Source organism: Flavobacteriales bacterium (assembly GCA_016715895.1).
Classification (GTDB): Bacteria; Bacteroidota; Bacteroidia; order Flavobacteriales_F; family PHOS-HE28; genus PHOS-HE28.
On sequence record JADJXH010000003.1, the window covers coordinates 1,164,496 to 1,190,603 of the forward strand.

At 65.6% G+C, this 26,108-nt stretch carries 24 protein-coding genes; 17 read left to right on the forward strand and 7 right to left on the reverse strand.

Annotated features, from left to right (window positions below):
- Nucleotides 1-131 precede the first annotated feature (131 nt).
- The 3 genes from IPM49_05365 (at nt 132) to IPM49_05375 (ending at nt 3,929) form a co-directional block, all read left to right on the forward strand.
- Nucleotides 132-2,402 carry a cation:proton antiporter gene (locus IPM49_05365; GenBank protein ID MBK9273956.1) on the forward strand — a complete coding sequence of 757 codons (2,271 nt, stop codon included), beginning with the start codon at nt 132-134 and terminating at the stop codon, nt 2,400-2,402.
- A 63-nt stretch (nt 2,403-2,465) separates the two neighbouring features.
- Nucleotides 2,466-3,512, forward strand: a complete 1,047-nt coding sequence (locus IPM49_05370; protein MBK9273957.1) for an agmatinase family protein — start codon at nt 2,466-2,468, stop codon at nt 3,510-3,512.
- Between the two features lie 3 nt (nt 3,513-3,515).
- Nucleotides 3,516-3,929 (forward strand): DUF393 domain-containing protein, encoded by a 414-nt coding sequence (locus tag IPM49_05375; protein MBK9273958.1) that lies wholly within the window; start codon nt 3,516-3,518, stop codon nt 3,927-3,929.
- Between the two features lie 10 nt (nt 3,930-3,939).
- Here IPM49_05375 and IPM49_05380 read toward each other — a convergent pair whose 3' ends face one another.
- A complete protein-coding gene (locus IPM49_05380) occupies nt 3,940-6,006 on the reverse strand; it encodes a hypothetical protein (GenBank protein MBK9273959.1) in 2,067 nt (688 codons plus the stop codon).
- A 148-nt stretch (nt 6,007-6,154) separates the two neighbouring features.
- Nucleotides 6,155-6,988, reverse strand: coding sequence for a hypothetical protein (locus tag IPM49_05385; protein MBK9273960.1), 834 nt, complete (start codon nt 6,986-6,988; stop codon nt 6,155-6,157).
- A 1,286-nt stretch (nt 6,989-8,274) separates the two neighbouring features.
- Between IPM49_05385 and IPM49_05390 the strand changes: the two genes are divergently transcribed.
- The 6 genes from IPM49_05390 to IPM49_05415 all read left to right on the forward strand — a co-directional run bounded on the left by IPM49_05390 (nt 8,275) and on the right by IPM49_05415 (nt 14,320).
- The gene (locus IPM49_05390) at nt 8,275-10,692 is read left to right on the forward strand and encodes a transketolase (protein MBK9273961.1); all 2,418 of its coding nucleotides are present in this window, start codon (nt 8,275-8,277) and stop codon (nt 10,690-10,692) included.
- 28 nt (nt 10,693-10,720) lie between these two features.
- Complete coding sequence (locus tag IPM49_05395; protein MBK9273962.1) at nt 10,721-10,954, forward strand: DUF4160 domain-containing protein; 234 nt, start codon at nt 10,721-10,723, stop codon at nt 10,952-10,954.
- 13 nt (nt 10,955-10,967) lie between these two features.
- Nucleotides 10,968-11,291 (forward strand): DUF2442 domain-containing protein, encoded by a 324-nt coding sequence (locus IPM49_05400; GenBank protein MBK9273963.1) that lies wholly within the window; start codon nt 10,968-10,970, stop codon nt 11,289-11,291.
- Between the two features lie 109 nt (nt 11,292-11,400).
- On the forward strand, nt 11,401-12,489 hold the full coding sequence (locus IPM49_05405; protein ID MBK9273964.1) for a DUF4365 domain-containing protein: 1,089 nt from the start codon (nt 11,401-11,403) through the stop codon (nt 12,487-12,489).
- Between the two features lie 368 nt (nt 12,490-12,857).
- On the forward strand, nt 12,858-13,367 hold the full coding sequence (locus tag IPM49_05410; protein MBK9273965.1) for a T9SS type A sorting domain-containing protein: 510 nt from the start codon (nt 12,858-12,860) through the stop codon (nt 13,365-13,367).
- Complete coding sequence (locus IPM49_05415; protein ID MBK9273966.1) at nt 13,364-14,320, forward strand: hypothetical protein; 957 nt, start codon at nt 13,364-13,366, stop codon at nt 14,318-14,320. Before IPM49_05410 ends, IPM49_05415 begins: the two co-directional genes overlap by 4 nt.
- Nucleotides 14,321-14,356: 36 nt before the next feature.
- Here IPM49_05415 and IPM49_05420 read toward each other — a convergent pair whose 3' ends face one another.
- Nucleotides 14,357-15,823, reverse strand: coding sequence for a beta-lactamase family protein (locus tag IPM49_05420; GenBank protein ID MBK9273967.1), 1,467 nt, complete (start codon nt 15,821-15,823; stop codon nt 14,357-14,359).
- Nucleotides 15,824-16,001: 178 nt separating this feature from the next.
- On the opposite strand from IPM49_05420, the gene IPM49_05425 reads away from it, so the two are divergent.
- Nucleotides 16,002-16,589, forward strand: a complete 588-nt coding sequence (locus tag IPM49_05425) for an HD domain-containing protein (GenBank protein ID MBK9273968.1) — start codon at nt 16,002-16,004, stop codon at nt 16,587-16,589.
- Here the strand turns inward: IPM49_05425 and IPM49_05430 are convergent, their stop codons facing one another.
- From IPM49_05430 to IPM49_05440, 3 genes are all read right to left on the reverse strand, one after another.
- Nucleotides 16,590-16,934, reverse strand: a complete 345-nt coding sequence (locus IPM49_05430) for a hypothetical protein (protein MBK9273969.1) — start codon at nt 16,932-16,934, stop codon at nt 16,590-16,592.
- 99 nt (nt 16,935-17,033) lie between these two features.
- A complete protein-coding gene (locus tag IPM49_05435) occupies nt 17,034-17,966 on the reverse strand; it encodes a CPBP family intramembrane metalloprotease (protein MBK9273970.1) in 933 nt (310 codons plus the stop codon).
- A gap of 33 nt (nt 17,967-17,999) precedes the next feature.
- A complete protein-coding gene (locus IPM49_05440; GenBank protein MBK9273971.1) occupies nt 18,000-19,100 on the reverse strand; it encodes a hypothetical protein in 1,101 nt (366 codons plus the stop codon).
- Between the two features lie 355 nt (nt 19,101-19,455).
- Here IPM49_05440 and IPM49_05445 point away from each other — a divergent pair, with 355 nt between their 5' ends.
- The 6 genes from IPM49_05445 to IPM49_05470 all read left to right on the forward strand — a co-directional run bounded on the left by IPM49_05445 (nt 19,456) and on the right by IPM49_05470 (nt 24,747).
- Nucleotides 19,456-20,205: an alpha/beta fold hydrolase gene (locus IPM49_05445; protein MBK9273972.1), complete on the forward strand. Its 750-nt coding sequence runs from the start codon at nt 19,456-19,458 to the stop codon at nt 20,203-20,205.
- Nucleotides 20,206-20,285: 80 nt separating this feature from the next.
- Nucleotides 20,286-20,864 (forward strand): GNAT family N-acetyltransferase, encoded by a 579-nt coding sequence (locus IPM49_05450; protein MBK9273973.1) that lies wholly within the window; start codon nt 20,286-20,288, stop codon nt 20,862-20,864.
- A gap of 31 nt (nt 20,865-20,895) precedes the next feature.
- A complete protein-coding gene (locus IPM49_05455; protein MBK9273974.1) occupies nt 20,896-22,347 on the forward strand; it encodes an NAD-dependent succinate-semialdehyde dehydrogenase in 1,452 nt (483 codons plus the stop codon).
- A gap of 21 nt (nt 22,348-22,368) precedes the next feature.
- Nucleotides 22,369-22,797, forward strand: a complete 429-nt coding sequence (locus IPM49_05460) for a hypothetical protein (protein ID MBK9273975.1) — start codon at nt 22,369-22,371, stop codon at nt 22,795-22,797.
- Between the two features lie 161 nt (nt 22,798-22,958).
- Nucleotides 22,959-24,248 (forward strand): citrate synthase, encoded by a 1,290-nt coding sequence (locus IPM49_05465; protein ID MBK9273976.1) that lies wholly within the window; start codon nt 22,959-22,961, stop codon nt 24,246-24,248.
- Nucleotides 24,249-24,345: 97 nt separating this feature from the next.
- Nucleotides 24,346-24,747 (forward strand): hypothetical protein, encoded by a 402-nt coding sequence (locus tag IPM49_05470; GenBank protein MBK9273977.1) that lies wholly within the window; start codon nt 24,346-24,348, stop codon nt 24,745-24,747.
- A gap of 76 nt (nt 24,748-24,823) precedes the next feature.
- On the opposite strand, the gene IPM49_05475 is transcribed toward IPM49_05470, so the two are convergent.
- Nucleotides 24,824-25,420 (reverse strand): hypothetical protein, encoded by a 597-nt coding sequence (locus IPM49_05475; protein MBK9273978.1) that lies wholly within the window; start codon nt 25,418-25,420, stop codon nt 24,824-24,826.
- Between the two features lie 131 nt (nt 25,421-25,551).
- On the opposite strand from IPM49_05475, the gene IPM49_05480 reads away from it, so the two are divergent.
- Nucleotides 25,552-26,076: a cysteine dioxygenase family protein gene (locus tag IPM49_05480; protein ID MBK9273979.1), complete on the forward strand. Its 525-nt coding sequence runs from the start codon at nt 25,552-25,554 to the stop codon at nt 26,074-26,076.
- Nucleotides 26,077-26,108 lie beyond the last annotated feature (32 nt).

Consider the following 26,108-nt stretch of genomic DNA (forward strand, 5'->3'; position numbering starts at 1 on the left):
CCCCGATCACCGGCGGCAACGAGGGGAAGCCATCCGGCCGGGGACCGCCCCGTTCTCCAAGTGAGGACGGGGCGGACCTTTTCACGGGCGATACGGTGCGGGTGCAGGGGCCGGTCTACCTTGCGTCCGCGATGGTGCGCTGGCGCAACTGGCTCTTCTACGTGCTCACCATCGGCGCCTGCGTGGCGCTCATGTACGGCATCGTGGGCGCCGGTGGCGGGCTCGAGGTCGGTAGCGCGATGGGCGGCGACCCTCAGGAGGCGAAAGGTCACTGGCAGCAGTTCAAGGACACCTACCACCACAACCTCACGCACCCGCTCGCCATCCTGCTGCTGCAGATCCTCTGCATCATCGTCACGGCCCGGGTCTTCGGCTTCCTCTGCCAGAAGGTGGGCCTGCCCACGGTGATCGGCGAGATCGCCGCCGGCATCTTCCTGGGGCCCTCCTTCCTGGGCCAGCAGTTCCCGGCCTACTCGGAGTTCCTGTTCCCCGCGGCCTCGCTGGGCAACCTGCAGTTCCTCAGCCAGATCGGCCTCATCCTGTTCATGTTCGTCATCGGCATGGAGCTCAACCTCACGGTGATGAAGGACCGCGTGCAGGACGCCGTGGTGGTGAGCCATGCCGGCATCGTGTTCCCCTACACCCTCGGTGTGGGCCTCTCCTATTTCCTCTACGGACCCTTTGCCCCCAAGGGCGTCCATTTCCTGTCGTTCGCGCTCTTCATGGGCATCGCCATGAGCATCGCCGCCTTCCCGGTGATGGCGCGCATCGTCCAGGAGCGCGGCCTGCACCGCACGGCCTTCGGCAGCACCGTGATCACGTTCGCCGCCGCCGACGACATCACGGCATGGTGCCTGCTGGCCGTGGTGATCGCCGTGGTGAAGGCGGGCAGCATCGTCAGCAGCCTGTACACCGTGCTGATGGTCCTGGCCTACATGCTGCTGATGCTGCGCGTGGTGCGGCCCTTCCTCAACCGCCTGGGCGAGGTGTACGCCGACCGGGAGAGCCTCAGCAAACCCATCGTGGCCGTCTTCATCCTGGTGCTGCTGCTCTCGGCCTACGCCACGGAGGTCATCGGTGTACACGCCCTCTACGGGGCCTTCGTCGCCGGCGTGATCATGCCGTCCGACCAGCGCTTCCGGAGCCTCTTCATCGGCAAGGTGGAGGACCTGGCCGTGGTGCTCCTGCTGCCGCTCTTCTTCGTGTTCACCGGTCTGCGCACGGAGATCGGCCTGCTGAACAACCTGGGCCTGTGGAAATGGTGCGCCGTCATCATTGTCGTGGCCGTGGTGGGCAAGTTCACCGGAAGCGCGGTGGCGGCGCGCATCGTGGGGCTGCCGCTGAAGGAGAGCCTGATGGTGGGCGCGCTGATGAACACCCGGGGACTGATGGAGCTGGTGGTGCTGAACATCGGTTACGAGCTCGGGGTGATGAGCCCGGAGATCTTCACCATGATGGTGATCATGGCCCTGGTCACCACGATGATGACCGGCCCTGCGCTGACGCTGATCGAGCGCCTCCTCCCCACCGCCGAGCGCCCCGCGCGGGTGGTGGCCGAGGAGGCCAGGCGGTTCCGCATCCTGGTGCCCTTCGGCGACCCGGGCCGCGGCCGCAACATGGTGCGGGTGGCCCACGCCTTCCTGAAACGCAACAACAACGCGGGCCTCGTGGCCCTGCATCTCACCCCCAGCGGTGACGTCTACTCCTTCGACCTGGGCGAGCGCGAGCGCGAGATCTTCAAACCCATCCTGAAGGAGAAGCGGCAGCAAGGCATGGCCCTGGAGACGCTCTTCAAGCCGAGCACCGACATCGAGAAGGAGCTGATCACCATCGCCAACACGGGCACGTTCGACCTGGCCATCGTCGGCATCGGCCGCAGCATCTACGAGGGCACCTTCCTGGGCCGCCTGGTGGGGCTCACCAGCCGCATCATCGACCCGGAGCGCCTGCTGGACACCCTCACGGGCAAGGAGGGGCTCTTCGAAACGGCCGAGCTGGACGACCGGGTGCGACGCATCGTGCGCGAGGTGCGCATCCCGCTGGGCATCTACGTGGACAAGGACCTGCAACGCATCGAGCGCGTGGTGGTGCCCCTCTTCGGGCTGGCGGACAGTGCGCTGCTCACCTACGCGCAGAAGCTGCAGGTGAACAGCGGCGCGCACATCACCCTGCTCGACCTGGCGGATGTGTTCACCCAGAACCCCGAGCTGCGCGCCCTGGTGGACGGTATGCAGCGCGCGGCCCACGGCTCGGTGGAGCTGTCCACCACCGCGATCGACGGCGGCGGGCCGCTCATCGGGCAGGACCTGATGCTGATCGGCCTCGACAGCTGGAAGCGGGCCGTGGAGAAACAGGCGCCCTGGCTGGCGCAGGCCCCCAGCATGCTGATCCTTCGTCCCTGAGGGGAGCCGCACGATCACCGATCTTCGTCCCGCCGAGGGCATCCATGCCCGAGCCCCCTTCCCATGAGCAAAGCCGCCAAGATCCGCGCGTTCGACCCCAACAGCCCCGGCGACGCCAACGCCCAGATGTACGGGCTGCCGTTCACCTGCGAGGAAGCGGACATCGTGCTGGTGCCCGTGCCCTGGGAGGTGACCACCAGCTACGGCGGTGGCACGGCCCACGGCCCGCAGGCCATCTACGACGCCAGCTTCCAGGTGGACCTCTTCCACCCCGAATTCCCCGACCTGTGGAAGCGCGGCGTGGCCATGGACGAGATGCCCAAGGCGCTGCTGCAGCAGAGCAAGGCGCTGAAGAAGGAGGCGCACAAGGTAATCACCATGCTCACCGAAGGCGGGTCGAAGAAGGACCTCGCCCAGGCCAAGAAGGCGCTGGAGCTGGTGAACGCCGAATGCGCCGTGATGAACGAATGGGTGGAGGCCCGCACGGGTGAATGGCTCGACGCCGGCAAGCTCGTGGGCCTCGTGGGCGGCGACCACAGCACACCGCTGGGCTTCCACCGCGCCCTGGCCCGCCGCCACAAGCGCTATGGCATCCTGCACATCGACGCGCACATGGACCTGCGGAACGCGTACGAGGGCTTCACGTTCAGCCACGCCAGCATCATGCACAACACCTTGGAGCTGCCGCAGGTGAGCACGCTGGTGCAGGTGGGCATCCGCGACTTCTGCGCCGAGGAGAACAAGGCCTTCCTGGACCAGAAGGGCCGCGTGAGGGTGGTGCGCTCGGCGGACATCCGCCGGCAGCAGTACGAGGGCATCACTTGGCGCGAGCAATGCGATGCCATCATCGCGGCGCTGCCGGAGAAGGTGCACGTGAGCTTCGACATCGACGGGCTGGACCCGGTGCTGTGCCCGCACACCGGCACGCCCGTGCCCGGTGGCCTGGCCTTCGAGGAGGCCACCTACCTGCTGAGCCGCCTGGCGGCGAGCGGCCGCACCCTCATCGGCTTCGACCTGGTGGAGGTGGCCCCCGGGCGCCACGACGAGTGGGACGCCAACGTGGGCGCGCGCCTGCTGTGGCACCTCTGCGGCGTGCTCGCCAAGTCGTAAGGCATGACCTCCACACCGCTGCCGGACCACCTGCTGTTGTTCGACGGGGTGTGCAACCTGTGCACCGGCGCCGTGCGCTTCGTGGTGCCGCGGGATCGCCGGGGCCGCATCCGCTTCGCCGCCCTGCAAGGTCCCACCGGTCGCCGTCTGCTCGCCGAACAGCAGCTGGACACCGAGGTCCTCAGCACCTTGATCTACGTGCGGCAGGGCCGCACGCACAGACGCAGCAGCGCTGCGCTCTGGCTCGCACGCGACCTGGACGGCGCCTGGCCCCTGCTCTTCGCGTTCATGGTCGTGCCCCGTGCGCTGCGCGATGCCGTGTACACCGCCGTGGCTCGCCGGCGCTACCGCTGGTTCGGCCGCACCGAGGCCTGCATGGTCCCGAGCCCCGAGCTGGCCCCGCGCTTCGTGGACTGAACGCTGTCGATCAGGGCAGCAGCTCCACCAGCACCGACGAGGGCACGGTGCCACCGATGTTGTTCAGGATGAGGTCGCGGTCGTTGGAGCTGCCGGTGTAGCGCACCACCCCGTCCAGGTTGAGGTCCTCCTTGTGGTAGCCGTTCACCGTGTTGGTGGGTACCAGGCCGCCGACCTTCTGCAGGATCGGATCGCGGTCGTTCTCGCTCCCACTGTACTTCACGTGGCCGCTCGCGTTCGCATCACCGGCATAGAGGCAGCGCACCCCGTTCACCGACTTGGTGGCGGAGGTGCCGCCGTACAACGCCGTGGCCGACACCGTCAGGTCCTTCAGCGTGGCCGTGGTGCTGAGCGCCTGCGGGGTGGCCAGCATGGCGCCGAGGTGGTTGCGGTGCCGCACGGCGATGTAGTAGTTGTCCGCCGCCACGGGGAAGGCCACATCGCTCGTACCGTCCACGTCCACCACCGTGCCGTTCCGCAGCAGCAGGGCGTGGCGCACGGTCACCAACGACCCGCTGTTCGCCTTGTTGCGCAGCTCCACACGCACCCAGTCCACCACTGACGCGTTGCCGCTCACGGCCAGCACGGCGCTGCTGGTGGTCTCGCCACCGCTGCCGTTCACCACATCGAAGCCGAGGGCGGTGTAGGGTTCGGTGAGCGGGACCTGCCCGTTGCTGCGCAGCGTGCCGCGCATCAGGCCGTTCGAGGTCACGTAGGCCCCTTCGAGCATCACCTTCAGCTTCACACGTACCGGTTGTGCCGGCACCGCACCGGGATCGTAGCCGTTGAGCACGGTGGTGGTGTTCGCGGGATCCAGCCAGTCGCGCAGGCGGTTGCTGGCCGCAGTGCCTTCGAAGCTGCTGGTGAGCTTCACCGCAGCACTGGAGGTGGTGGCCGCGTTGGTGCAGGTCTGGGCGCCGCTCACCACGTGGCCCACCAGGCGCTTGTGCTGATCGTACAGCGGCGAGCCGCTCGACCCGCTTTGAATGATCCCGCTGTCCCAGTACATCCGCCAGAAGTTGGTGCCGTTGCTGCTGTAGCTCGTCGGCGCCTGGTCGTCGAAGGCGATCTTCTTCACGTCGTAGAGCGGATGCTCGATGGTGACGGTGCGTGTGGGCGTGGTGCCGCTGCGATCCCAGCCCGCGTAGTACGGCTGGTAGCTGGCCGGTGGGGCGCTGCTCAACTGCACCAGCGCGAAGTCGTCGGTGTAATCGCTGGCCTTCAAGGTGCATCCGGTGATCGTCTGGCTCGTGGACCCGCTGCTGCCCGTGCAGCCGGTGGACTCGTAGTTGAAGTAGAAGACCCAGCCGCTGGTGTTCGGCTGGTAGCAGTGGTTGGCCAGCAGGAAGTACGGGGTCCCGTTGTTGGCGGTGTTGTTCACCAGGGTGCCGGTGCATCCGTTGCCGTCGGGGCGGAGGAACATGGCCGTGGCCCGCTTCACCGTCTGCCAGTCGCTGGCGGCCGGGCAGGCCACGTTCGTGTGGCAGGCCGCGCTCTGGTAGCCCGGATCGTAGTCCTTGGGCGTGCCGGCCGCGGTGCTGCTGAAGGGATCGTGGAAGGCATGGGTGACGCTGCCCACAATGACGGCACAGTCGGCGCGGCGTTCGGCCGGCACCTGCAGTTCCAGCACCACGGCATCACCGGGCAGCAGGGCCGTGGCGAAGGTGCCGTCGGGCAGTTCGTTGGCCTCGCCGAAGCCGCCGAGGTATTGCCTCTGTGCGGCATCGACCACGAAGAGCAAGGCGCCATCCGGCAGGTCGAAGCGTTCGAACTGCACCGCGAGCATGGCGGCACCCGGGCTCGATAGCCGGAGACGTCCGCGCAGCAGTCCGCCGGGCAGGCTGTCCCACAGGCCCTCGGTGACCAGGTCGGCCTGAAGCCAGCGCTGCGTGCCGTAGCGGAAGGCGAGTCCGGTGGGCTCCGCGTGGCGCGCCTCCTCCAGCGGACCGTTGGGTGCGAAGGTGGGCAGATCGTTCGCCCGGGCACGCTGCCCCCAGTGGTACGGCGCACCGCCTTGCGGCACCTGACCGTGGACGACCGAGGACAGGAGCGAGAGGAGCAGCAGGGATCGGCGCATGTTCGGCAGCGTTGGGGCCGCCAAGGTTCCATGCACAACGGGCTCCTGCTCCCACGATCCGACCGGAGGAGTGATCCGCCCGCCGGGATGGGAAGATGGTTCGATCAGTGGGATCGGTCGCGTGGGCGTGCGTACCTGCGCGAGGTGCTCACGGCCGTTGCTCCATTCGCACCGCCGTGGGCTGCACCCCGCCGATGGTCTGCAGGATCAGGTCCCGATCGTTGTCCGCACCGGCGTACTTCGCCACCCCGTCCAGGTTCACATCGGCCCGCAGGTAGCCCGTGCTGCTCGCCGTGGGCGGTGTGCCGCCGATGGCCACCAGCACCGCATCGCGGTCGTTGCCCGCTCCCGCGTAGCGCACCAGCCCGTCGCCGGTGGCATCGCCCGGCCACAGCATGTGCACGCCATGCGACTCCTGCTGCGCCTGCACCCCGAAGGTGGCCGTGGCCGGGTCCGTCAGGTCCACCGCTACCACGCTGTCGCTCAAGGCCAGCGGCACGCTCAACGTCACGCCCAGGTGGTTGCGGTGCCGCACGCGCAGGAAGTAGCTGCCCGCCCCCGCACTGAAGTCGATCGGGTCGTGGTTGATCGGGCTGGTGACCCGGCCGTTGCGCCGCACCAGACCGACCCGCGTGGCCAGCACCGTCGCGGTGTCGGCCGCGCTGAGCAGGTCCAGCCAGACCCAATCCACCGCAGCCTCCGGCCCGCTCTCGTCCAGCACGCTCGCGGAGGTCATCCCCGCCCCCACACCGTTCGCGGGGGTGAAGACAGGGGCCGGATAGGGCTGCGCAAGCGGGATCAGGCCCTGCACGCGCAGGCTGTCGTGCATCAGCACGGTGTTCGGGTCCCAGCACCCGCCCAGGAAGAGCCGCAGATCCAGCTTGGCGCGCGGGTCGGGGATGTTGTGGTAGCGGGCGAGCGCAAATGTTCTACTAGTGTTATATGCCGATCCTCCAACGATGAGCTTACCATCAAATTGCACTTTGGCGACCTCTGCTTGGGCATAAAGAAATGAAGGGAAGGACGTACTCGTTCCACCATTCGCGCACCACGATGTGTCGATCTCGATCGAGCCTGGAAGAGTCCGTTTGACCCCCCACACACCTGGCCATGACGGCGACCATGGCCAGAACACCGCACCTGAGGCATCCTGATCCATGCGGCCTCCGTACGGATCAAGGGCAGGGAACGCAGCCGGGCAATCCCAACCAGGATCCTGATCCGGATCCACCGTGGCCATGCCATCAAGGCCAACGACGACCACATGAGCGCCAGACCCAAGCCTGGTATACCCCAGGAATGTTCTTCCGTCCATCGATCCAAGCAATTGCGCCAGATCGATGTTTAGGCCGAGGACCATCACTTGATGGTAGATGGTATCCACGAATGCGCCTAACGGATCGCGCTCAACGACGCCGATGCGGAATACAGGGGAGCCTGGTGCACATTGCCAAGTGCGTTGGTTGAAACCCTCCAGGATGGAACCATCCGCGCGAAACCTGCACCTTCTCCCCTCATACCTCCAAGTACACGGTGCACCAACGCGATCCACATAACCGCCCGATCCAAAAGTTGGGACCACCTCCCCTTCAGATCCAAGCCTGGTCAGCCTTGATCCCAACGTGCCTGTATTACCGATCACCAAGAACTGATCGGTTGCGGATATATCCGCGTCCTTGATGATCGATATCCCAAGCGAATCCGCGAGCACCACACCGTTGGTGCCGAACGTACTATCGACCGCGCCTGTCTGGAGATATCTGCATAGTCCTTTGGACGTGATCGCCACAATGCGCTGTTGGGAATCGACGAGGATCCGAACCGGGCTCGCTGTACCACCCGCCATGACACTGACCACCCCAAAGGCCGTATTGCTGCTCCCATCCTCGTTCAAGGCGACCACCACGGTTCCGGTGGAGAAATCCCCTGCAAGGGCATAGATCCTACCATCATCGTTAAACGCGAGGTCAACCACACCCTTGTACCCCACCTGGACGAGCAATCCATCCCCCGCGAAACTGCTGTCCAAGGTCCCCGGCGGCTGGGCCGCGCAGCTCATCGCCCATCCCATCCCGATGCACAGCAACGAACGCGCGACGATGTTCATGGCGGGGGAGTTGCATTCAAATCTAGAAGACTTTGGGTTTCGTCGCAGAAAAGTTCCCGCTCATCGATCAACACACCCCGGTGGGCGGAGGAGCGGAACGGACGCCCCCCCCGCCCGCCCACACGCCTCAAGGCCTACCTTCGCGCGGAAGACCGCGACCGATGGCCCGCAAGACCGACCTGACCGAAGAGCTGACCCTGGAGGAGGTGAAGCAGGAGATCCTGCGCGACTATGAACTCTGCGTAACGAGCCGTGAGGCCAGCCTGATCGGCCGCAAGGAAGTGCTGGGCGGCAAGGCCAAGTTCGGCATCTTCGGCGATGGCAAGGAGCTGGCGCAGGTGTGCATGGCCAAGCAGTTCCGCAACGGCGACTGGCGCAGCGGCTACTACCGCGACATGACCTTCATGTTCGCCATCGGCGAGCTCACCGTGCAGCAGTGGTTCGCCCAGCTCTACGCCCACGCCGATGTGAACGCGGACCCCAGCAGCGCCGGCCGCAGCATGAACGGCCACTTCGCCACGCGCAGCCTCGACGACCACGGCGCGTGGAAGGACCTGATGGCGCAGCCCAACTCATCGCCCGACATCTCCCCCACCGCCGGACAGATGCCGCGCCTGCTGGGCCTGGCGCAGGCCAGCAAGGTGTTCCGCCACGACCCCGCCTTGCACGCCCTCACCCACCTCACCGACCAGGGCAACGAGGTGGCCTTCGGCACCATTGGCGACGCCAGCACCAGCGAGGGCCACTTCTGGGAGACGATGAACGCCGCCTGCGTGCTGCAGGTCCCCCTGGCCATGAGCGTGTGGGACGATGGCTGGGGCATCAGCGTCAGCAAGGCGCACCAGACCACCAAGGGCAGCATCAGCAGGGCCCTGACCGGGTTCGAGAAGGAGGAGGACGGCAACGGCCTGCGCATCTACCGCACCAAGGGCTGGGACTATGCCCACCTGAACAGGACCTACGAGAAGGCCATCGCGCTGTGCCGCTCGGAGCACGTGCCCTGCCTGATCCACGTGGAGGAGGTGACGCAGCCGCAGGGTCACAGCACCAGCGGCAGCCACGAGCGCTACAAGAGCGGCGTGAGCGACTGGATCCGCGACAAGGACGGCACGCCGCTGCAGGAGGTGCCGCTGCTCGATTGGTACAAGGTGTACGACTGCAACGTGAAGTTCCGCGAGTGGATCCTGGGCTTCCGCCCCGGCGGCGAGGTGCTGGCCACTGCGGATGAGCTGGACGCCATCGAGGTGCGCGCCAAGGCCGAGGCCCGCGCGGCGCAGAAGGCGGCGTGGAAGGCCTTCCAGGAGGAGATCCTGGCCGAGCGCGATGCCGTGCTGCCGCTGATCGAAGCCGTGGACCCCGCCCTGGCCCAGGGCCTGCGCAGCGAGATGAACCCCGGCCGCAAGGAAGTGCTCAGCGCCGCCCGCCGCGCCCTGCTGGTCGGGCAGGCATCCCTGCCTGAACACGACCAGCTCCGCCGCTGGGTGGACCGCGCCCTCGACGACAACGCAGCGCGCTACGGCAGCCACCTCTACCAGGAGGGCGCCGGCAGCTGCCTGAACGTGGCGGAGGTGCCCGCGACGTTCGCACCCGACGCGCCGGAGGTGGACGGCCGCGTCATCATCCGGGACAACTTCGCCGCGCTCTTCGAGCGTGAACCGCGCCTGCTCACCTTCGGGGAGGACACCGGCAAGATCGGCGACGTCAACCAGGGCATGGAGGGCATGCAGGCGCGCTTCGGCGAGCAGCGCGTGGCGGACACCGGCATCCGCGAAGCCACCATCCTGGGCCAGGGCATCGGCATGGCGCTGCGCGGGCTGCGCCCCGTGGCGGAGATCCAGTACCTGGACTACCTGCTCTACTGCCTGCAGGGCATGAGCGACGACCTGGCCACGGTGCACTGGCGCACCAAGGGCGGCCAGAAGTGCCCGCTGATCATCCGCACGCGCGGCCACCGGCTGGAGGGCGTGTGGCACAGCGGCAGTCCCATGGGCATGATCCTGCACAGCGTGCGCGGCATCGTGGTGTGCACCCCGCGCACCATGCAGCAGGCCGCCGGTATGTATAACACGCTGCTGCAGGCCGACGACCCCGCGCTGGTGATCGAGTGCCTCAACGGCTACCGCAGCAAGGAGCGGATGCCCGCCAACCTCGGCGCCTTCACCGTGCCCATCGGCATCGCCGAGGTGGTGCGCGAAGGCCGCGATCTCACCCTGCTGAGCTACGGCAGCACCTTCACCCTGTGCGCCAAGGCCTGCGACACGCTCGCGGAGCTGGGCATCCACGTGGAGCTCATCGATGCGCGCACCCTGCTCCCTTTCGACCGTACGGGGCTGTGCGTGGAGAGCCTGCGCAAGACCAACCGCCTGTTGGTGGTGGACGAGGACGTGCCCGGCGGCGCCAGCGCCACCCTGCTGCGCGAGGTCCTGGAGGTGCAGGGCGGCTACCGCTGGCTCGATGCCGCACCCGCCACGCTCACCGCCAAGGCCCACCGCCCCGCCTACGGCAGCGATGGCGACTACTTCAGCAAGCCCAGCATCGAGGACATCGTGGAGAAGGTGGTGGGGATGGTGAGGGAGTGAAGGAAGCCGCCCCGCCGAATGAGCCCGCGTGCGATCAAGGACATTGAGGGCTTCCGGTTCTTCTTCAGCAAGGAGTAATGATGAACCGCCCCACATCCACGTGGAGCGAGGTGAAGGATCGGCCAAATGGTGGCTCACCCCGGAACCGAGGTTGGTATATTCGCTGGGCTTCAAGGTCGGTGAGCAACGGAAGATCGAACGGCTCGTCAACATCCATCAACCTGAGCTCCTCCAAGCGTGGACGCACTACTTCGGCCATTAGGCCAGGCAGCGGCATGGACCCGATCGAGCGCATGATCCTGCGTGAAGGCCTACGCATCGCCGATGTGCATCCGTACAAGAAGCTCGACCTGCTCGCCATCGTCCTCAACAGCGGGGATGTGCTGCAGGCACGGCTCTCCGACCTCGGGACGCTGCACAAGGCCACCGAGACCCAGTTGCGCCAATGGCGCCTCATCGGCGGGGGCATCGGTATCCATTGGGAGGCCTTGGATGAGGACCTCAGCCTGCGGGGGTTCATCCGCGACAGTGCCCAACAGGAGGCCCTGCGGCGACTTTCGGTCCAGCACCGACCGCGCTCGAAGAGGACCACTGCATGAACACGCTCAACTTCAAACCCCACCGCCCCGCATCCGGCAGCGATGGCGACCACACCCGCAAGCCCAGCCTCGAGGACATCGTGGAGAAGGTGGTGGGGATGGTGAGGGAGTGAGCCAATCACTGACGATGAACGCTCGTTTTAATGCAACTGAACATATCGGATTGTATGAAGTCGGCCTGATTTTTCTCCGTGACATAGGTTGGATATATCGCCAACAGCCATCAGCAGATGTAGGTATGGACGCCCTAGTCGAGGAGGCAGTTGGCTCTAACCCAACGGGTCGCTTCTTGATGGTACAAGTGAAAAGTGGCGAAGGAAATGTTCGCGTAACGAAGAATGAGTTCGTCTACTCAATGAGTGGTGTACACTATGAATACTATCTACAAGTGGAGATGCCAGTTATTCTTGTTCTTTACTCACCCAGCAAAAAAATCGCCTGGTGGAACGTGGTCAACCGGACTACCGTGGTTCGAGCTGGTGCAGGATGGAAGCTCCGAATCAATAAGTTGCGCCAACTCAATTCAACATCACTTGATGAGCTAACAACCATCCTTGAAGAGTTTGCTACAGGGAGACGAACTGCTCGAACTACAGATTATCCAGAGCGTAGCGTTGAAGAGCTTTCGGCTGATGCTGGTCAGATTGGAGAGTGTACTGAGCCCCTCAGTGAGATTGTCAATGCTCAAAGAGAGTTCAGTCAATCGATTAGAATAATCACAAGTAATTTTGCGCTTTATAACAATAGAAGACTTAATATTAATTCGCCCGAGATTCGAAATGCTCTTTCCAAAACGAATAGACAGCTGCTCAAATTCGCCAATCGAATTACAAAGAACTCCAGAAACTTTTCTACCCACTTCACAAAGTCGGTTTCAGCAGTCGAGGTCATAATATTACTCTTCGGAGATAGGCCTGAAATATGGACACAATATCCCATCCTTCTTCCAGCAATGAAGAGGCTAAGGGATTCGCTCGACAAGTCTATACCTGAGGCTGAGGGTCTTTTGCACGCTTTGGAAGCCCTTGATACAAAGTTTAACCAATTGCTCACCGGAAGATTACGGTCGATTGCTGCAATCGACGCCCTAATTTCTGACCTTCGTGACTCAAGATCACTCATCATGAAGTCGGTGCTCTTGGTAGAGTCTAAACTTATAGTGCCTACTGGGTATTTGCCTCATGACCCTGAGGTTTAACCCCCCTCTGGTGCGAGCGTCCTCGCTCGTACCAAGTGCCGCATGAGTGGCACGAGCGTGGACGCTCGCGCGAGTACAAGAAAGTCGATCGACTACGCCACCTCTTTCGCCCACGTTCGTCACGCGGGCGCTCTCACCGAACCAGCGCATCTATAGAAACCCACCGTGATGCGGGTGCGCGTTGCGAACACGCGCGAGTGCCACGGAGCAGACCCGCCTGGGCCGACACCAGCATGAGTGACCTTGCTCGATGCGGCTTGCCTTGCTCACGGCGGTGCCCGGCCTGCAGCCGCGACGCTGCTCCTGCTCGCCGCTCCCCAGCGGGCCTGCTACATCGTGGTTCCACGTGTTTGTGTTCTTTTACGGGCATGGCCGGGAGTTCCTGTCCCCCTCCATCCTCGATCAGGTTCCTGTGGCTCGTTGTCCTGCTGTCGGCGGTCCGCGGCGTGTCCGCGCAAGAGGCGGTCCTGAGCGGCGGTGGCGATGGGGATCAAGGGGGCGGCTCCATCGCCTTCAGCATCGGGCAGCCGGTGGTCGAACCGGTGGAGGACCCTTCGGGGACCTGCGCGCCCGGTGTTCAACAGCCCGTTCTCGACCCGTCCACCGGAGCGGCGGAGCAGGCCGGGGCCGGTGCGGTCCACCTGGCCCCGAACCCGGCGGGTGATGAAGCGCTGCTGACCCTTCCACCGGAGCGTGTCGATGGATCCACCGTCCATCTGTTCGATGCCACCGGCAGGGAGCTGCGGGTGCTTCGGATCGCGTCGACGCGCACCGTGATCGATCTGCGTGGCCTTGCCACCGGCCCGCTCGTGCTTGAGCTCCGGCAAACCGGCAGGCACGGCCACACCCTGAACCTCCTCCATCTCGAGCCACGATGAAACGAAGCCACCTCCTGCTGCTGTCCGCCCTCTCGATCGCATCCGCCATGGCCCAGGCCCCCGAACGGATGAGCTACCAGGCCGTGATCCGCGATGCGGGTCAGGCGTTGGTGGCCGGCTCCGCCGTGGGGCTGCAGCTCAGCATCCTGCAAGGCTCCGCACAGGGCCCGGCGGTGTATGTGGAAGCGCATCAGCCGGTGACCAACGCCAATGGGCTGGCCACGCTGGAGATCGGTGGCGGTGCGGTGATCTCGGGGGCGGTGAGCGCCATCGACTGGACCCAGGGGCCCTACTTCCTGAAGACCGAAGTGGACCCCGCAGGCGGCACGAACTACACGGTGACCGGCACCAGTGAGCTGCTGAGCGTGCCGTATGCGCTGCACGCGGCCAACAGCCAGCCCGGCCCCCAAGGCCCTCCGGGTCCCCAGGGGCTGCCTGGTGTCGGCGGCTGCGACCCGAACGTGCGCGACAGCCTGATCGTGTTGTACAACGCGGCGATGGCCTATGGATTCCACCAGGATGCGAACGGCACCGGCAGCTGGGTGGTCCATCCGCTCGGCAACACGAACCACTCCAACAGCTCATCCAAGCGGGCGGTGGTGGTCTTCAACACGGCCATGGCCCATGCGTTCCACCTGGACAACTCGGGGCAGGGCCACTGGGTGACGCAGCCGCTGGGCAACACCAACCACACGGCGGTGAGCTCGGACCGCGCGGTGGTCCTGTACAACAACGCGACGGCCTATGCCTTCCACGTGGATGCCTCAGGGACGGGGGTCTGGACCTCCCAGGCGCTCGGCAACTCGGGGCACAGCCACATCGGGCATGGCGGCAAGGTCGTGGTCTGGAACTTCAATACGGCCTATGCCTTTTCCGTGGACGACAACGGGAATGGCGCGTGGACGACCCAACCCATCGGAGGCACCGTACACACGGTGGCCACCACGCGCTGAACAGGCTGAACGGGGCGATGGCCCCTTGCGCGCACCCTATCGCGCGGCGGAGGACGGCACCGCCTCCACGCCCAGGCCGCTGATCCGGGCATCGCTGGGCCGCAGGTGCATCATGACCCGCCACCGGCCCTGGTCACGTGCGCTGACCAGCACCACGGCGTACTCCTCCGGGCTGAGCTGCTCCACGGCATCGATGCGGTTGGCCCCGATGTCGGCGCGCAGGCGGTTGAACACCGACAGGTGCTCGTCCATCGGGATGTCGTTCAGGAAACCGGGGCCGAAATTCACAGCGAACCAGGCCGTGAGCTCATCCTCCCCGCCGGTGGATCCGATGATGGCGGACAGCGCCTTCATCCGCTCACCGACCGGACCCTCGGGCACACCGTCCAGGACCTTCGCGGGCTCGGGCAGGGGCGGCACGTAGCTGCTGTCGAACACCATGCGGCCCAGGTCCCAGGCGATGTCCTGCATGCCGCGCTGGTTGGCATTGCTCATCAGCACGACGGTGACGCCCTCATCGGCGTACCAGAGCACGTCGGCGAACTGCACGCCGTTGCCCCCGTTGTGCGTGATGAGGCGCGTTCCTCGCGGCGTGCGGAAGATGGCCCAGCCGTATCCGTAGTGCGACCCTGCGCCCTCCCCTTCCTCCACATGCGGGGTGAACATGGCCTTGGTACTAGCCTCGGAGAGGACGGTGTGGGTGCGCAGCGCCTCCACCCAGGCCGCCATGTCGTGCGTGCTGCTGAGCAGGCCACCATTGGCGCGCAGGTGCCAGCCCGGTGCACCGTTCACGGTGGGATGATCCAGCATTGTGCCCCACCGTGTGCCGTCCTTGCGGTAGCCGATGGCCAGGGGCTCCTTCGACCAGTCCGGGATGCGGTAGCCCGTCCGCTTCAACCCGGCGGGTGCGAGCAGTTCATCGTGCAGGAACTGTTCATAGGGCTTGCCGCTGACGCGCTCCACGATGAGGCCCAGCAGGCTGTAGCCCACGTTGGAGTAGCCGTAGCCGGTCCCCGGCGTGAACTCCAGCGGTGTGGCCATGGCCAGCCGCGCGAATTCGCCGCCGTCGATGGCCTCATTGTCGTCGCCGATGGCCCCGGGGAAGCCCGCGCTGTGCGTGAGCAAGTGGTGTAACGTGATGCCCGACTTGTCGGCCGGCACCTCGGGCAGGTACGCGCTCAAGAGGTCGGTCACCTTCAATCGGCCCTGTTCCTGCAGCTTCAGGATGCAGGCCGCCGTGAACTGCTTGGTGATGGAGCCGATGGCGTGCACGGTGCCGGGCCCGTTGGGCAGTTCTCGCTCGCGATCGCGGATGCCGTAGCCTTTGTCCAACAACGCCTGCCCGTTACGCAACACCAGCACGGACCCATCGAAGCCGGCATCGTGCATCTTCAGCAGAAAGCTGTCCATGCGCGCCGTGGCGTCAGGCGCCGGAGGTGGTGGAGCGGGCGCGGGGCCTCCGCAGGTGGCGACCAGGAGCGGGATGAAGAGGAGGGTTCGCATGGGCGGCTGGTCGCGAAGCTGGACCACGTGGAACAGCGGGCGTGTTAAGGGATGCAAAAAGGGACGGGCCGTGAACGCGGGCCATGGGGCGTGCCGACTACCCACAAAGGGTGAAAATCGGACCCCGGGATCCGCACCGGGATGACAGCGATCGGACGCACCATTTACCTTGCCCGCGATGGACCAACCCGGGGCTGAGCTCTACATCCTCTCTCGGCTGCGCCATGGACTGCCCAAGGCGCGTACCTACCACAACTTCAGCCACACGCTGGACGTGTACCGGTCGGTGGTGGCCAATGCGGCGCATGCCGACGTGCAAGGCGAGGACCTCGACCTTCTACGGACGGCAGCCTTGTACCATGACTCCGGCTTTCTGGTGCAGGACCACGAGCATGAGGCGGCGGGCTGTGTGCTGGCGCGCGAAGCGCTACCTCAGTACGGGTACAGCCGCGGGCAGATCGAGCGCGTGTGCGCCATGGTGATGGCCACCAAGATCCCCCAGCAACCCCAGGACGAACTGGGCATGCTGCTCTGCGATGCGGACCTGGACTACCTCGGACGATCGGATTTCTTCCGGATCGGCACCACCCTGTTCTGGGAGCTGCGCAACTACGGGGTGTTGAGCACCGAGCGGCAGTGGAACGAACTGCAGGTGCGCTTCCTGGAGGCGCACACGTACTTCACCGAACAGAGCCGGCGTGAGCGTGAGCCGGTGAAGCAGCATCACCTGGCGGAGGTGAAACGCTGGCTGGAGGAGAACCCGTGATCAGGCCCGGGGTCGGGACCACCAGGCCCACGCATACAGCAAGGCCACCACGAACAGGGGACCGCTGATCGCGAACACCCAATCGGGACGGTCGGACGCCCACAGCGCGTAGATGCCGGCGAGGATGCTGAAGGCCAGCGCTCCGATCCACGCCCTGCGCCAGGCCACCACCACGATCAGCAGGCAGGCGATGGCCGGCAGGAGGTGCAGCAGCGCATCCCGAAGGCGCTCAACGCCATCGCCGGTCCCGGTGAAGGTATCCGCGGCGAAAAGCCCGAGAAAGCCCACGAGCAGGAAGGCGGCACCGCGGGAGACCCAACGGAGCAGGACAGCAGGAACGGGCATGACCGGCGGGAAAGGACCGCAACCTACGGGAAGAAGGACGGAAGGGCCAAGATCCCTCTCAAGGTCGGCGACAGGACCGGAGGAACGGCGCGGGGGAGGTCAGGCCACACGGGCGAACAGGCTCCTGCGATACGGCCCGTCCACCAGGACGACGAACCCACCGATGAGCACAAGGCCGAGGATGCCGGCGAGGCCGGCGATGGACCCCAGGAGCGGGTGCCCCTGGGCCGCAAAGAGCGCGTAGGAACCGGCGCTTCCATTGATGATGCCATGGAGCAACGCGCTGGTCCACACGTGTCCCGACCGCCAGCGGACGTGGTCGAAGAGAAGCGCCAGCGCCAGGCACAGCAGGACCATCATGCCGACGCCGGCCACGGGATGGCCCGGGTAATTATGGCCGATGGCGATGAGCGGGGCGTGCCACAGTCCCCAGACCACGCCGGCGAAGCCGATGCGTCGGGCCCCGGGCCAGTGCGCGATGCGTCCCCACAGGTAGCCGCGCCAGCCCAGCTCCTCGCCCAGCATGAAGGGCAGGTTCACCGTACAGGCGGCCACCACCGCACCAACCAGGGCCCCCAGGAGGATGAGACCCGGAGGGAAGCTCCGCAGCGGACCGAGCTTCTCCTCCTCCATGGGTGGAGCACCGAGCTCGGCCGCCAGGACCTTCACCTGGTCAACAAGCCCATCGCTGGTGAAGACCACACGTCCGAAGCCGGCCTCCGGAAAACGCGCGGCGAGCAGGGCCGTACCGGCCAGGATCACCGGGACGATGGCGACACCGATCAGCGCGGTCGCGAGGAAGGGCTTCACGCGGAACGGACGGAGGCCCACACCCAATGCGGACCAACCGGTCCGGTCGAACCGATGTGCGCAGAGCAGGGCCGCAAGCGCCGGTCCGAACATGGCCGCTCCGGCCACCACCGTGTATCCGGGTGCGGTCGCGCTGCGCACGCCGAACGCCATGCCCAGCGCGGCGATGGACCAGCTGATGCCGAACGCGATCGCCAGGAAGCGCAGCACCCGTGCGTCCATGCGGGCAAGGTAACGGGCGGGAGGATGCGGTGCTCACATGGCCTTGTCCCGCACCACCACGTAGTTCAGTTTCAACTGGGTGCTGCCCACGAGGGATGCGTCCAAGTGCAGGACACCGGCCTGCCGGTCGGTCCGCTCGTCCTTCTCCCCCACGTTCAGCAGGCTGTGGCAGCGCTGCACGGTGAGACGCGGTGCGCTCAGGTGTGTCACGATGCGGAAACTCTCATGCCACCATCCGATGTCCTGCAGGTTGAGCTGTCCCATCATGTACCGGATCACCGGCGCCTTCTGCGGACCGTTCCAGTAGACATTGCCGAGCGATACACTGGCCTTGCTGGGCATGTTGACGTGGATGGAGGCGATCCGCGCGGCGTGCTCCACATGGAAATTGGCCAGGGTGAAGGACTTCACCACTGTGTTGCCGGCGAAGGAGGCCTCGTCCCCGTCGGTGACGGCGGAGAGGAACAGGTCATGGTCGCAGGGTGCCCCTTCGCTCACGCAGTCGGTCATCCGCACCCCGCCGCTGTTGAGCACGGCGAACGCGTCGGTGGTGGCCGTGGCGCAATAGACCCGGCATTGCTCCAGCACGGTGCTGTTGCTCTGGCTGTTGAAGGCGGTGGCCCCGGGCCAGTCGCCGTGCCGCACCACGATGCCGCGGCCCGTCGGATTGGTGACGAACACATGCTCCAAGCGGGCCATCAGGCAGAACCGCAGGTCCACCGCAGCTTCGGTCTGGCGCACGCATTTGATGTTGCGCACCTCACTCCCCAGCGTGGCCTGCAGGTCGACCGCCTTCCGGCCGCCCATGATCACGGCGAAGTCGCGGATGATGTAACGGGAGGTGAGGCGCGCCACGGCGGCCTTGTGGTCGTCGACCGCACAGGTGAACCCGCGGGAATCGGGGCCAAGTTGAAGGGTCGCCCCGGCCCCATCGATGATCAGGAGCGGTCGAGGAGGCAGAACGATGTCGGAGGAACAGGAATACGCGGCGGCGCCGTCGAAGCGGACGAGGGTGGCGTCCTCCGGCAGGTTGGCGAAGAAGGCGGCAGTGTTCTCGGGCGGAACGGAATAGGTGACCGCCTCCACCGGGGCGGTGGTCATGACCAGGAAGACGGCGAGGAGGATGCGATGCATGATCCAAAGGTGGTGATGCGTGGGCGGGATGGCGGCGCCTCCTGAAGTATGTATGGCCATACATACTTCAGGAAGACCTCTTCGGACAGGGTGTCCGGCCGATGAACAGTGAATCGGCCAGCGCCAGGAAAGGGCTGTGGCGTTCCGGTCCAACTGTCTCGAGCGTAAGCACGGAAAGGAAGGCGTTCCGATCCAGCTGTCCCTCAGACGTCCCAGGAAGTAGCCACCGGATGGCGGGATCTTCAGGAACGACGGGACTTGGCGATACTCAACCCCGATCGGGCATCGCGCTCAGGACATATGTATGGCCATACATACGTTCCGGGCCACTTACCCCCAAGCCTACCTTCACCCCATGCGCCCCACCCTCCTCCTTGCACACGGCTTCCCGCTCGATTCCGCCCTCTGGGCCGGGGCCCGCGCGGCCTTGCAGGACGTGGCGGATGTGATCACACCGGACCTGCGCGGGTTCGGGGCGGATCACCGCGAGGTGCCGAACGTCCTGAGCATGGAGCTGCTCGCGCAGGACCTGGCCCACCTGTTGGACGAGCGCGGGGTGCATCGGGTGGTGATCGGGGGCTCGAGCATGGGTGGTTATGTCGCGTTGGCCTTCGCCGAGCGATGGCCCGATCGGGTGCAGGCCCTGGTGCTGTGTAACACACGGTCCACCGCGGACACTCCCGAAGGTCGACAGGCCAGGCTGGCCACGGCCGATGCCGCGGTAGCCAAGGGCACCTCCGTGATCGCCCGGGGGATGGCTCCCAAGCTCCTCGCAGCAGGCACGCGGCGCGATCGTCCGGACCTGGTCGCGGAGGTATTGGCCATGATGGAGCGCCAGCGCCCCGAAGCCGTCGCGGCCGCATCCTTGGGCATGGCCGCCCGTCCCGACCGCACCGCGGTGCTGTCCCGGCTGAAGGTCCCTGTGCTCATCATCACAGGCGACAGCGACGAACTGATGCCGCTGCCGACCAGTGCGGCCATGAAGGCGGCAGCCACGAACGCACGGCTCGTCGTCCTTCCGGCTGCGGGTCACCTCAGCCATCTCGAACAGCCGGAGGCCTTTCACAGCGCGGTGCGCGACCTCCTGGTCGGGCTGTCCCCATAGGCCGATGCCGCGTGGGCACTGTATGTCCCGGTGGCCTCAAGAGGCATGCTCGGCAACGAGCAGGATCCACCGTGTGCTGCATGTGGTTCCTTTGTAGCGCGATGCTCACGGCCGACCTCAGCACACCGGTGGAACTTCGGACCGAACGCCTGCTCCTCCGTCCGTTCATCTCGTCGGACGCAGCGGCGTTGCATGGCCTCCGGTCGGACGAGCGGGTGATGGGCATGATCGGTCGGCCGCGGACGCATACGAGGGCGGACGCGGAGGCCTTGATCGAGCGCACCCGGAACGACCAGCTGGAATCCAAGGCCGTCTCCTGGGCGGTCCAACTGCACGGTGAGCACGAGCTGTGCGGCACCATCGGGCTCTACCGGCCGCAATGGGAGCATCACCGCACGGAGGTGGGGTATCTGCTCCACCCGGACCATTGGGGAAGGGGGCTGATGGGTGAAGCACTACGTGCCGTGATGGAGCTGGCGTTCGAACGGTATGGATTCCACAGCCTTGAGGCCATCACCGACCCGGCGAACACGGCATCGCGACGTCTGCTGGAGAAGAACGGGTTCGTTCTGGAGGGCTTGTTCAAGGAGAACTACCACTGGAACGGCACCTTCCTGGATTCGGCCGTCTACAGCAAACTGCGCCCGGCCGGTCCCTGATCCGACGCAGCTTCCTCTCTTTCACGGACCGATGCGTACCCATCCCCCTGCGACAGCCTTCATCGGTGGCCATTGGCGACCTTCGCAGAGCGGTCGTTCATTCACGGTGATCGACCCCGGCGACGGCACCCAGGTAGGCACCTGTGCCGATTGCACCCCTGTCGATGCCGAACAGGCCATTGCATCGGCGCTGGAAGCGCTTCCGGCGTGGAGATCGAGATCGGCCCGTGAGCGCGCCGCGGTCCTCATGCGCTGGTATCAGGCCGTGATGGACGACCACCGGCAGCTGGCGGAGCGCATGACCCGGGAGAGCGGCAAACCGCTGTCCGAGGCGCTGGACGAAGTGCGCTACGGCGCCTCCATGATCCAATGGTGTGCCGAGGAGGCCCCGCGGACCTTGGGTGAGGTGATCCCATCGGACCGACCGGACCGACGGCTGCTCGTGCTTCGGGAACCCGTGGGGGTGGTGGCCGCCATCACCCCGTGGAACTTCCCCCTGAGCATGATCACCCGGAAGGTCGCCCCAGCGCTTGCGGCAGGCTGTACGGTGGTGCTCAAGCCCAGCGAGCTCACCCCCACCACCGCCCTGGCGCTGGCGCAGCTGGGCGAGCATGCCGGCCTTCCTCCCGGCACCTTGAACGTGGTGACGACGTGTGACGCGGCCGGTGTCGGCGGTGTGCTCAGCAGCGACCCACGGGTGCGGATGCTGTCCTTCACCGGGAGCACGAGGGTGGGCCGACTGCTGATGGCACGGGCGGCCACCACCGTGAAACGGGTGAGCCTGGAGCTGGGTGGGAACGCGCCCGTGCTCGTGTTCGACGACGCTGACGCGGAGCAGGCGGCCGAGGCGGTGGTCGCAAGCCGCTTCCGGAACGCAGGCCAGACCTGCGTCTGTGCCAACCGCGTCCTGGTCCAACGCGGCATCGCGGAACCGTTCATCCAGGCGCTGGTGCAGCGCGTGTCCGCCCTGCGTGTGGGCCATGGACTGGAGCCCGGGACCCAGGTGGGCCCGCTGATCGACGATCGCGCCATGGCGAAGGTGCTCGGGATGCTGAAGGACGCCGTGGCGCAGGGGGCGCGGCCGCTCACCGGAGGCACCCGGGACCCGAGGGGCGGACACTACCTCACGCCCACCGTGCTTGTGGATGCGACCCCGGCCATGGCCTGCATGCGGGAGGAGATCTTCGGCCCGGTGCTGCCCGTGATGCGGTTCGACCATGAACCGGAGGCCCTGGCCGTGGCCAACAGCACCACGTACGGCCTGGCGGCCTACCTCTTCACGAACGACCTGGCGCGAAGCTGGCGCGTCAGCGAAGCCTTGGAGGCGGGCATGGTCGGTGTCAACACCGCCCTCATCAGCACCGCCGTGGCACCCTTCGGCGGGGTGAAGGAGAGCGGCCTCGGACGTGAAGGCGGGCCCCACGCCCTCGAGGCGTTCCTCGAACGGAAGTACATTGCGGTGGCCGTTCCGGGTCAGAACTGATCGAACTTTCCACGGCCACCGATGTCCAACCTCCGAATCCCAACGAACATGATCCGCAACCTCATCATCCCCATCGCCGCGCTGGCGCTCACCGCGGCTTCGTTGCATGCCCAGGAGCGCACCGCCACGCGGCAGCGCACGCCGGAGGATGCCGCCACACGGGCCGCACGTCGCACCGAGCACATGCGCAGCACGCTGCAGTTGACCGAGGATCAGGTGGCCCGCGTCCAGGCCATCAACCTCAAGCACGCCGAGGCCGTGGAAGCCGCCCGTGAGGCCGACAAGGCCAAGCGCGATCAGGAGCGGCAGGAACTGAAGGCCTCCTACGACGCCGAGCTGAAGGCCGTGCTGACCCCCGAACAGTACGAGCGCCTGCTCGAACAGCGGCGCAAGCAGACCGAGAAGCGGGAGCCCCCCCCCGCACAACAGCGGCCGGCCCATCAGGAGTGACCCACACCAGCTTGGTCCCGGCGGGGCGCCCACGGGCGCCCCGCATCTTTTCACGCCGACTTGCGTAGAGGGGCGCGCATCGAACAAGGTCGGGCCCTGCGGTTGTTACCTTAGCGCCCGCGAAAACCAGAACAGTTGATCCCACCGAGCACCGGCACGACATGAGCGAGACAGCGAAGATCATCCTGGGGGACAAGACCTACGAACTGCCGGTGGTGGTCGGTTCCGAAGGCGAGAAGGCCATCGATATCAGCAAGCTCCGCGAAGAGAGCGGCTACATCACCCTCGACCTCGGCTACAAGAACACCGGGGCCACCACCAGCGCCATCACCTTTCTGGACGGCGAGGAGGGCATCCTGCACTATCGCGGGTATCCCATCGAGCAACTGGCCGAAAAGAGCAGTTTCCTCGAGGTGGCCTACCTGCTCCTTAATGGTGACCTGCCCACCAAGCGGCAGATGGAGGAGTTCGAGGGCAACATCAGGTACCACTCGCTGGTGCATGAGGACATGAAGCGGTTCTTCGAGTTCTTCCCGAACAACGCGCACCCCATGGGGATCCTCAGCGCGATGGTGAACTCCCTCAGCACGTTCTACCCCAAGAGCCAGGACCCGCATCGGCCGATGAAGGACCGTGAGCGCACCATCTTCCGGCTCATCGCCAAGATGCCCACACTCGCCGCGATCAGCTACAAGAACAACCTGGGCCATCCGTACATGTACCCGAGCAACAAGCTGGGCTACGTGGACAACTTCCTGTACATGATGTTCGGCCTGCCCACCGAGGAGTACAGGGTGGACCCGGTGGTGAGCAACGCCTTGAACAAGCTGCTCATCCTGCATGCGGACCACGAGCAGAACTGCAGCGCGAGCACGGTGCGCATGGTGGGCAGCAGCCAGGCCAACCTCTACAGCGCGGTCAGCGCTGGCATCGCGGCCCTGTGGGGCCCCCTCCATGGCGGGGCCAACCAGGAGGTGATCGAGATGCTGGAGACCATCCGCAACGACGGCGGCGACATCCAGAAATGGGTGAACAAGGCCAAGGACAAGAACGACCCCTTCCGGCTCTTCGGGTTCGGCCACCGGGTCTACAAGAACTTCGACCCGCGGGCCCGGATCATCAAGAAGGCCTGCGACGACGTGCTCGGCAAGCTCGGCATCTCCGACCCGGTGCTCGACATCGCCAAGCAGCTGGAGGAGATCGCGCTGAAGGATGACTACTTCGTGAGCCGAAAGCTGTACCCGAACGTCGACTTCTACAGCGGCATCATCTACCGCGCCATCGGCATCCCCACCCGCATGTTCACGGTGATGTTCGCCCTGGGCCGCCTGCCGGGCTGGATCGCGCAATGGAAGGAGATGGTCGAGAACAAGGAGCCCATCGGGCGCCCCCGGCAGATCTACACCGGCGCCACCAAGCGCGAGTACGTGGCCATGAAGGACCGCACGTAGGCCCCATGCACTGACGATCCTCAGCCCCGGCCCAGTCGCCGGGGCTTTGTTTTACGGTCCACGGGTACGAACTTCAACCCATCCAAGCACCCCGACCATGACCACGGCGACCAAAGCACAGACCCACAAACACATCGGCGACCTGCACTTCGAGCATCAGGTGTGGCTGAACCGGCTCCGCTTCTACAAGGACGAGATCGGCATCTTCGAGAAGCGGCTCGAAGAGGTCGTCACCCGGAACACCACCTCCGAGGTGCTGGCCCAGGTGGAGCACTTCCAGAACCAGTACATCCGGGAGCGGGAGGTCATCGACGAACTGCGTCACGACATCAAGGAGCACGAGAACTTCCTGGAGAAGGAGAGCGTGGAGCGCCCGGTGGCCATCGAGCACCGCCTTTACAAGGACCACGCCGGGCTGCGCGACCGCATGGAGACCTTCGAGAAGCTCTACCGCGAACTGAAGGACGAGTTCCAGCACTGGCTGATGAAGTGGATGTGACCCCGCCCGGAGGCAGGCATGAACGCGAACAGGCGGCCCGCAGGCCGCCTGTTCCCTTTGGTGCGCGCGCACCGGTCTATTTGCCGAAGACGTTCTTGTCGAGGTATTTGCGAAGCTCCTTGCCCAGCTTGGCATACGACTCGGCCAGGCGGGTGCCCGTGTCGAAGTCGTATCCGCCGAACTGCGAACCCGGGACCCCCACCACCAGCATGGCACCGAGCTCTGTCCCGCTGGCCTTCTCGACCAGTTTGATGGTGGCGTTGATGCTCGCCGGCATCTTGCTCACCCCGATGTTGTAGCCCGGTTCGGTGAAGTCCGTGTTCACCACGAAGGTGTATTTCGCCTCGGCATTGTCGCGCGAGCCGCTCAATGCACCTCCATCATTGAACAGCTCCTCGAACTTCGGCTCGAAGCGGGCCACGCGGTCGGCCACCCAGCTCTTGGCGAAGTTGTCGCCCTTCCCCGCCTCCTTCTCATTGTACTCCTTCGTCTTCTTGGCCAGATAGTCAGCCTCCGTGTACTTGCCGACCATCATGTTCTCATAGGTGAAGCGCAGGTCCACGGTCTTCTCCCCCTTCAGGGCGTCGAAGGAACCTGAGCGCATCTTCATCTTCTGGGCGGCGACCGGGAGGACCAGGCCGGCCACCAGCAACAGGGCAAGGGATCGTTTCATGTGTCGTGGTTGTTTGGCGCCGCAAGATGCGAAGAACGTGCCGTTCCCCACCGGATGGACCATGGACTGACCGTTGTCATGCACCCGGCCTGTCGCACCCGGTAGGTTCGCGAACGAGATCCGTCCGTTCGATGCTCATGCAACCCGGCGCCCGTACTCTGCACGGCCTGATCGCCCTATTGCGCAGGGCACGTTCGCGTGCGGCCTACGAACGCGTGCTGCGCGCAGCGGACCTCTCCTCCGAGGAGCTTGCCGCCGCGGCCACCTGGAACGGCCGGCACTACACGAGGAACTGCCTCCTGCGCACGGAGAGCTTCGAACTGATGTTGATCTGTTTCGAACCCGGGCAGAGCACCAGCATCCACGACTATGGGGGCGAGGAGGGCTGGGTGAAGCCCGTGCAGGGCGAGCTGATCGAGGAACGCTTCAAGGTGAACCCGGATGACACGCTGGTGTGCACGGAGGAGCGGCGGATCACCGGGGATGAGGTGAGCCACCTGCCGAAGGGCGCCAGCATCCACCGCTTCACGAATCCGCTGCCCATGCGCGTGATGAGCCTGAACCTCTACGCCCGTCCGCTTCGCAGTTGGAACGTGTATGACAAGCGGAAGGGGCACGGGCGGCAACGGATCCTGAACCCGGCCGGGCGACGGTGACATGGTACCGGTCCCGGGACTACATTTCGGCG

Excerpts from the sequence above, each read along its gene's own strand:
- IPM49_05365 (MBK9273956.1), top strand. The coding sequence starts at position 132 with ATGGTGCGCTGGCGCAACTGGCTCTTCTACGTGCTCACCATCGGCGCC.
- IPM49_05370 (MBK9273957.1), top strand. The coding sequence starts at position 2,466 with ATGAGCAAAGCCGCCAAGATCCGCGCGTTCGACCCCAACAGCCCCGGC.
- IPM49_05375 (MBK9273958.1), top strand. The coding sequence starts at position 3,516 with ATGACCTCCACACCGCTGCCGGACCACCTGCTGTTGTTCGACGGGGTG.
- IPM49_05380 (MBK9273959.1), bottom strand. The coding sequence starts at position 6,006 with ATGCGCCGATCCCTGCTGCTCCTCTCGCTCCTGTCCTCGGTCGTCCAC.
- IPM49_05390 (MBK9273961.1), top strand. The coding sequence starts at position 8,275 with ATGGCCCGCAAGACCGACCTGACCGAAGAGCTGACCCTGGAGGAGGTG.
- IPM49_05400 (MBK9273963.1), top strand. The coding sequence starts at position 10,968 with ATGGACCCGATCGAGCGCATGATCCTGCGTGAAGGCCTACGCATCGCC.
- IPM49_05410 (MBK9273965.1), top strand. The coding sequence starts at position 12,858 with ATGGCCGGGAGTTCCTGTCCCCCTCCATCCTCGATCAGGTTCCTGTGG.
- IPM49_05415 (MBK9273966.1), top strand. The coding sequence starts at position 13,364 with ATGAAACGAAGCCACCTCCTGCTGCTGTCCGCCCTCTCGATCGCATCC.
- IPM49_05420 (MBK9273967.1), bottom strand. The coding sequence starts at position 15,823 with ATGCGAACCCTCCTCTTCATCCCGCTCCTGGTCGCCACCTGCGGAGGC.
- IPM49_05425 (MBK9273968.1), top strand. The coding sequence starts at position 16,002 with ATGGACCAACCCGGGGCTGAGCTCTACATCCTCTCTCGGCTGCGCCAT.
- IPM49_05430 (MBK9273969.1), bottom strand. The coding sequence starts at position 16,934 with ATGCCCGTTCCTGCTGTCCTGCTCCGTTGGGTCTCCCGCGGTGCCGCC.
- IPM49_05435 (MBK9273970.1), bottom strand. The coding sequence starts at position 17,966 with ATGGACGCACGGGTGCTGCGCTTCCTGGCGATCGCGTTCGGCATCAGC.
- IPM49_05440 (MBK9273971.1), bottom strand. The coding sequence starts at position 19,100 with ATGCATCGCATCCTCCTCGCCGTCTTCCTGGTCATGACCACCGCCCCG.
- IPM49_05445 (MBK9273972.1), top strand. The coding sequence starts at position 19,456 with ATGCGCCCCACCCTCCTCCTTGCACACGGCTTCCCGCTCGATTCCGCC.
- IPM49_05450 (MBK9273973.1), top strand. The coding sequence starts at position 20,286 with ATGTGGTTCCTTTGTAGCGCGATGCTCACGGCCGACCTCAGCACACCG.
- IPM49_05455 (MBK9273974.1), top strand. The coding sequence starts at position 20,896 with ATGCGTACCCATCCCCCTGCGACAGCCTTCATCGGTGGCCATTGGCGA.
- IPM49_05460 (MBK9273975.1), top strand. The coding sequence starts at position 22,369 with ATGTCCAACCTCCGAATCCCAACGAACATGATCCGCAACCTCATCATC.
- IPM49_05465 (MBK9273976.1), top strand. The coding sequence starts at position 22,959 with ATGAGCGAGACAGCGAAGATCATCCTGGGGGACAAGACCTACGAACTG.
- IPM49_05470 (MBK9273977.1), top strand. The coding sequence starts at position 24,346 with ATGACCACGGCGACCAAAGCACAGACCCACAAACACATCGGCGACCTG.
- IPM49_05475 (MBK9273978.1), bottom strand. The coding sequence starts at position 25,420 with ATGAAACGATCCCTTGCCCTGTTGCTGGTGGCCGGCCTGGTCCTCCCG.
- IPM49_05480 (MBK9273979.1), top strand. The coding sequence starts at position 25,552 with ATGCTCATGCAACCCGGCGCCCGTACTCTGCACGGCCTGATCGCCCTA.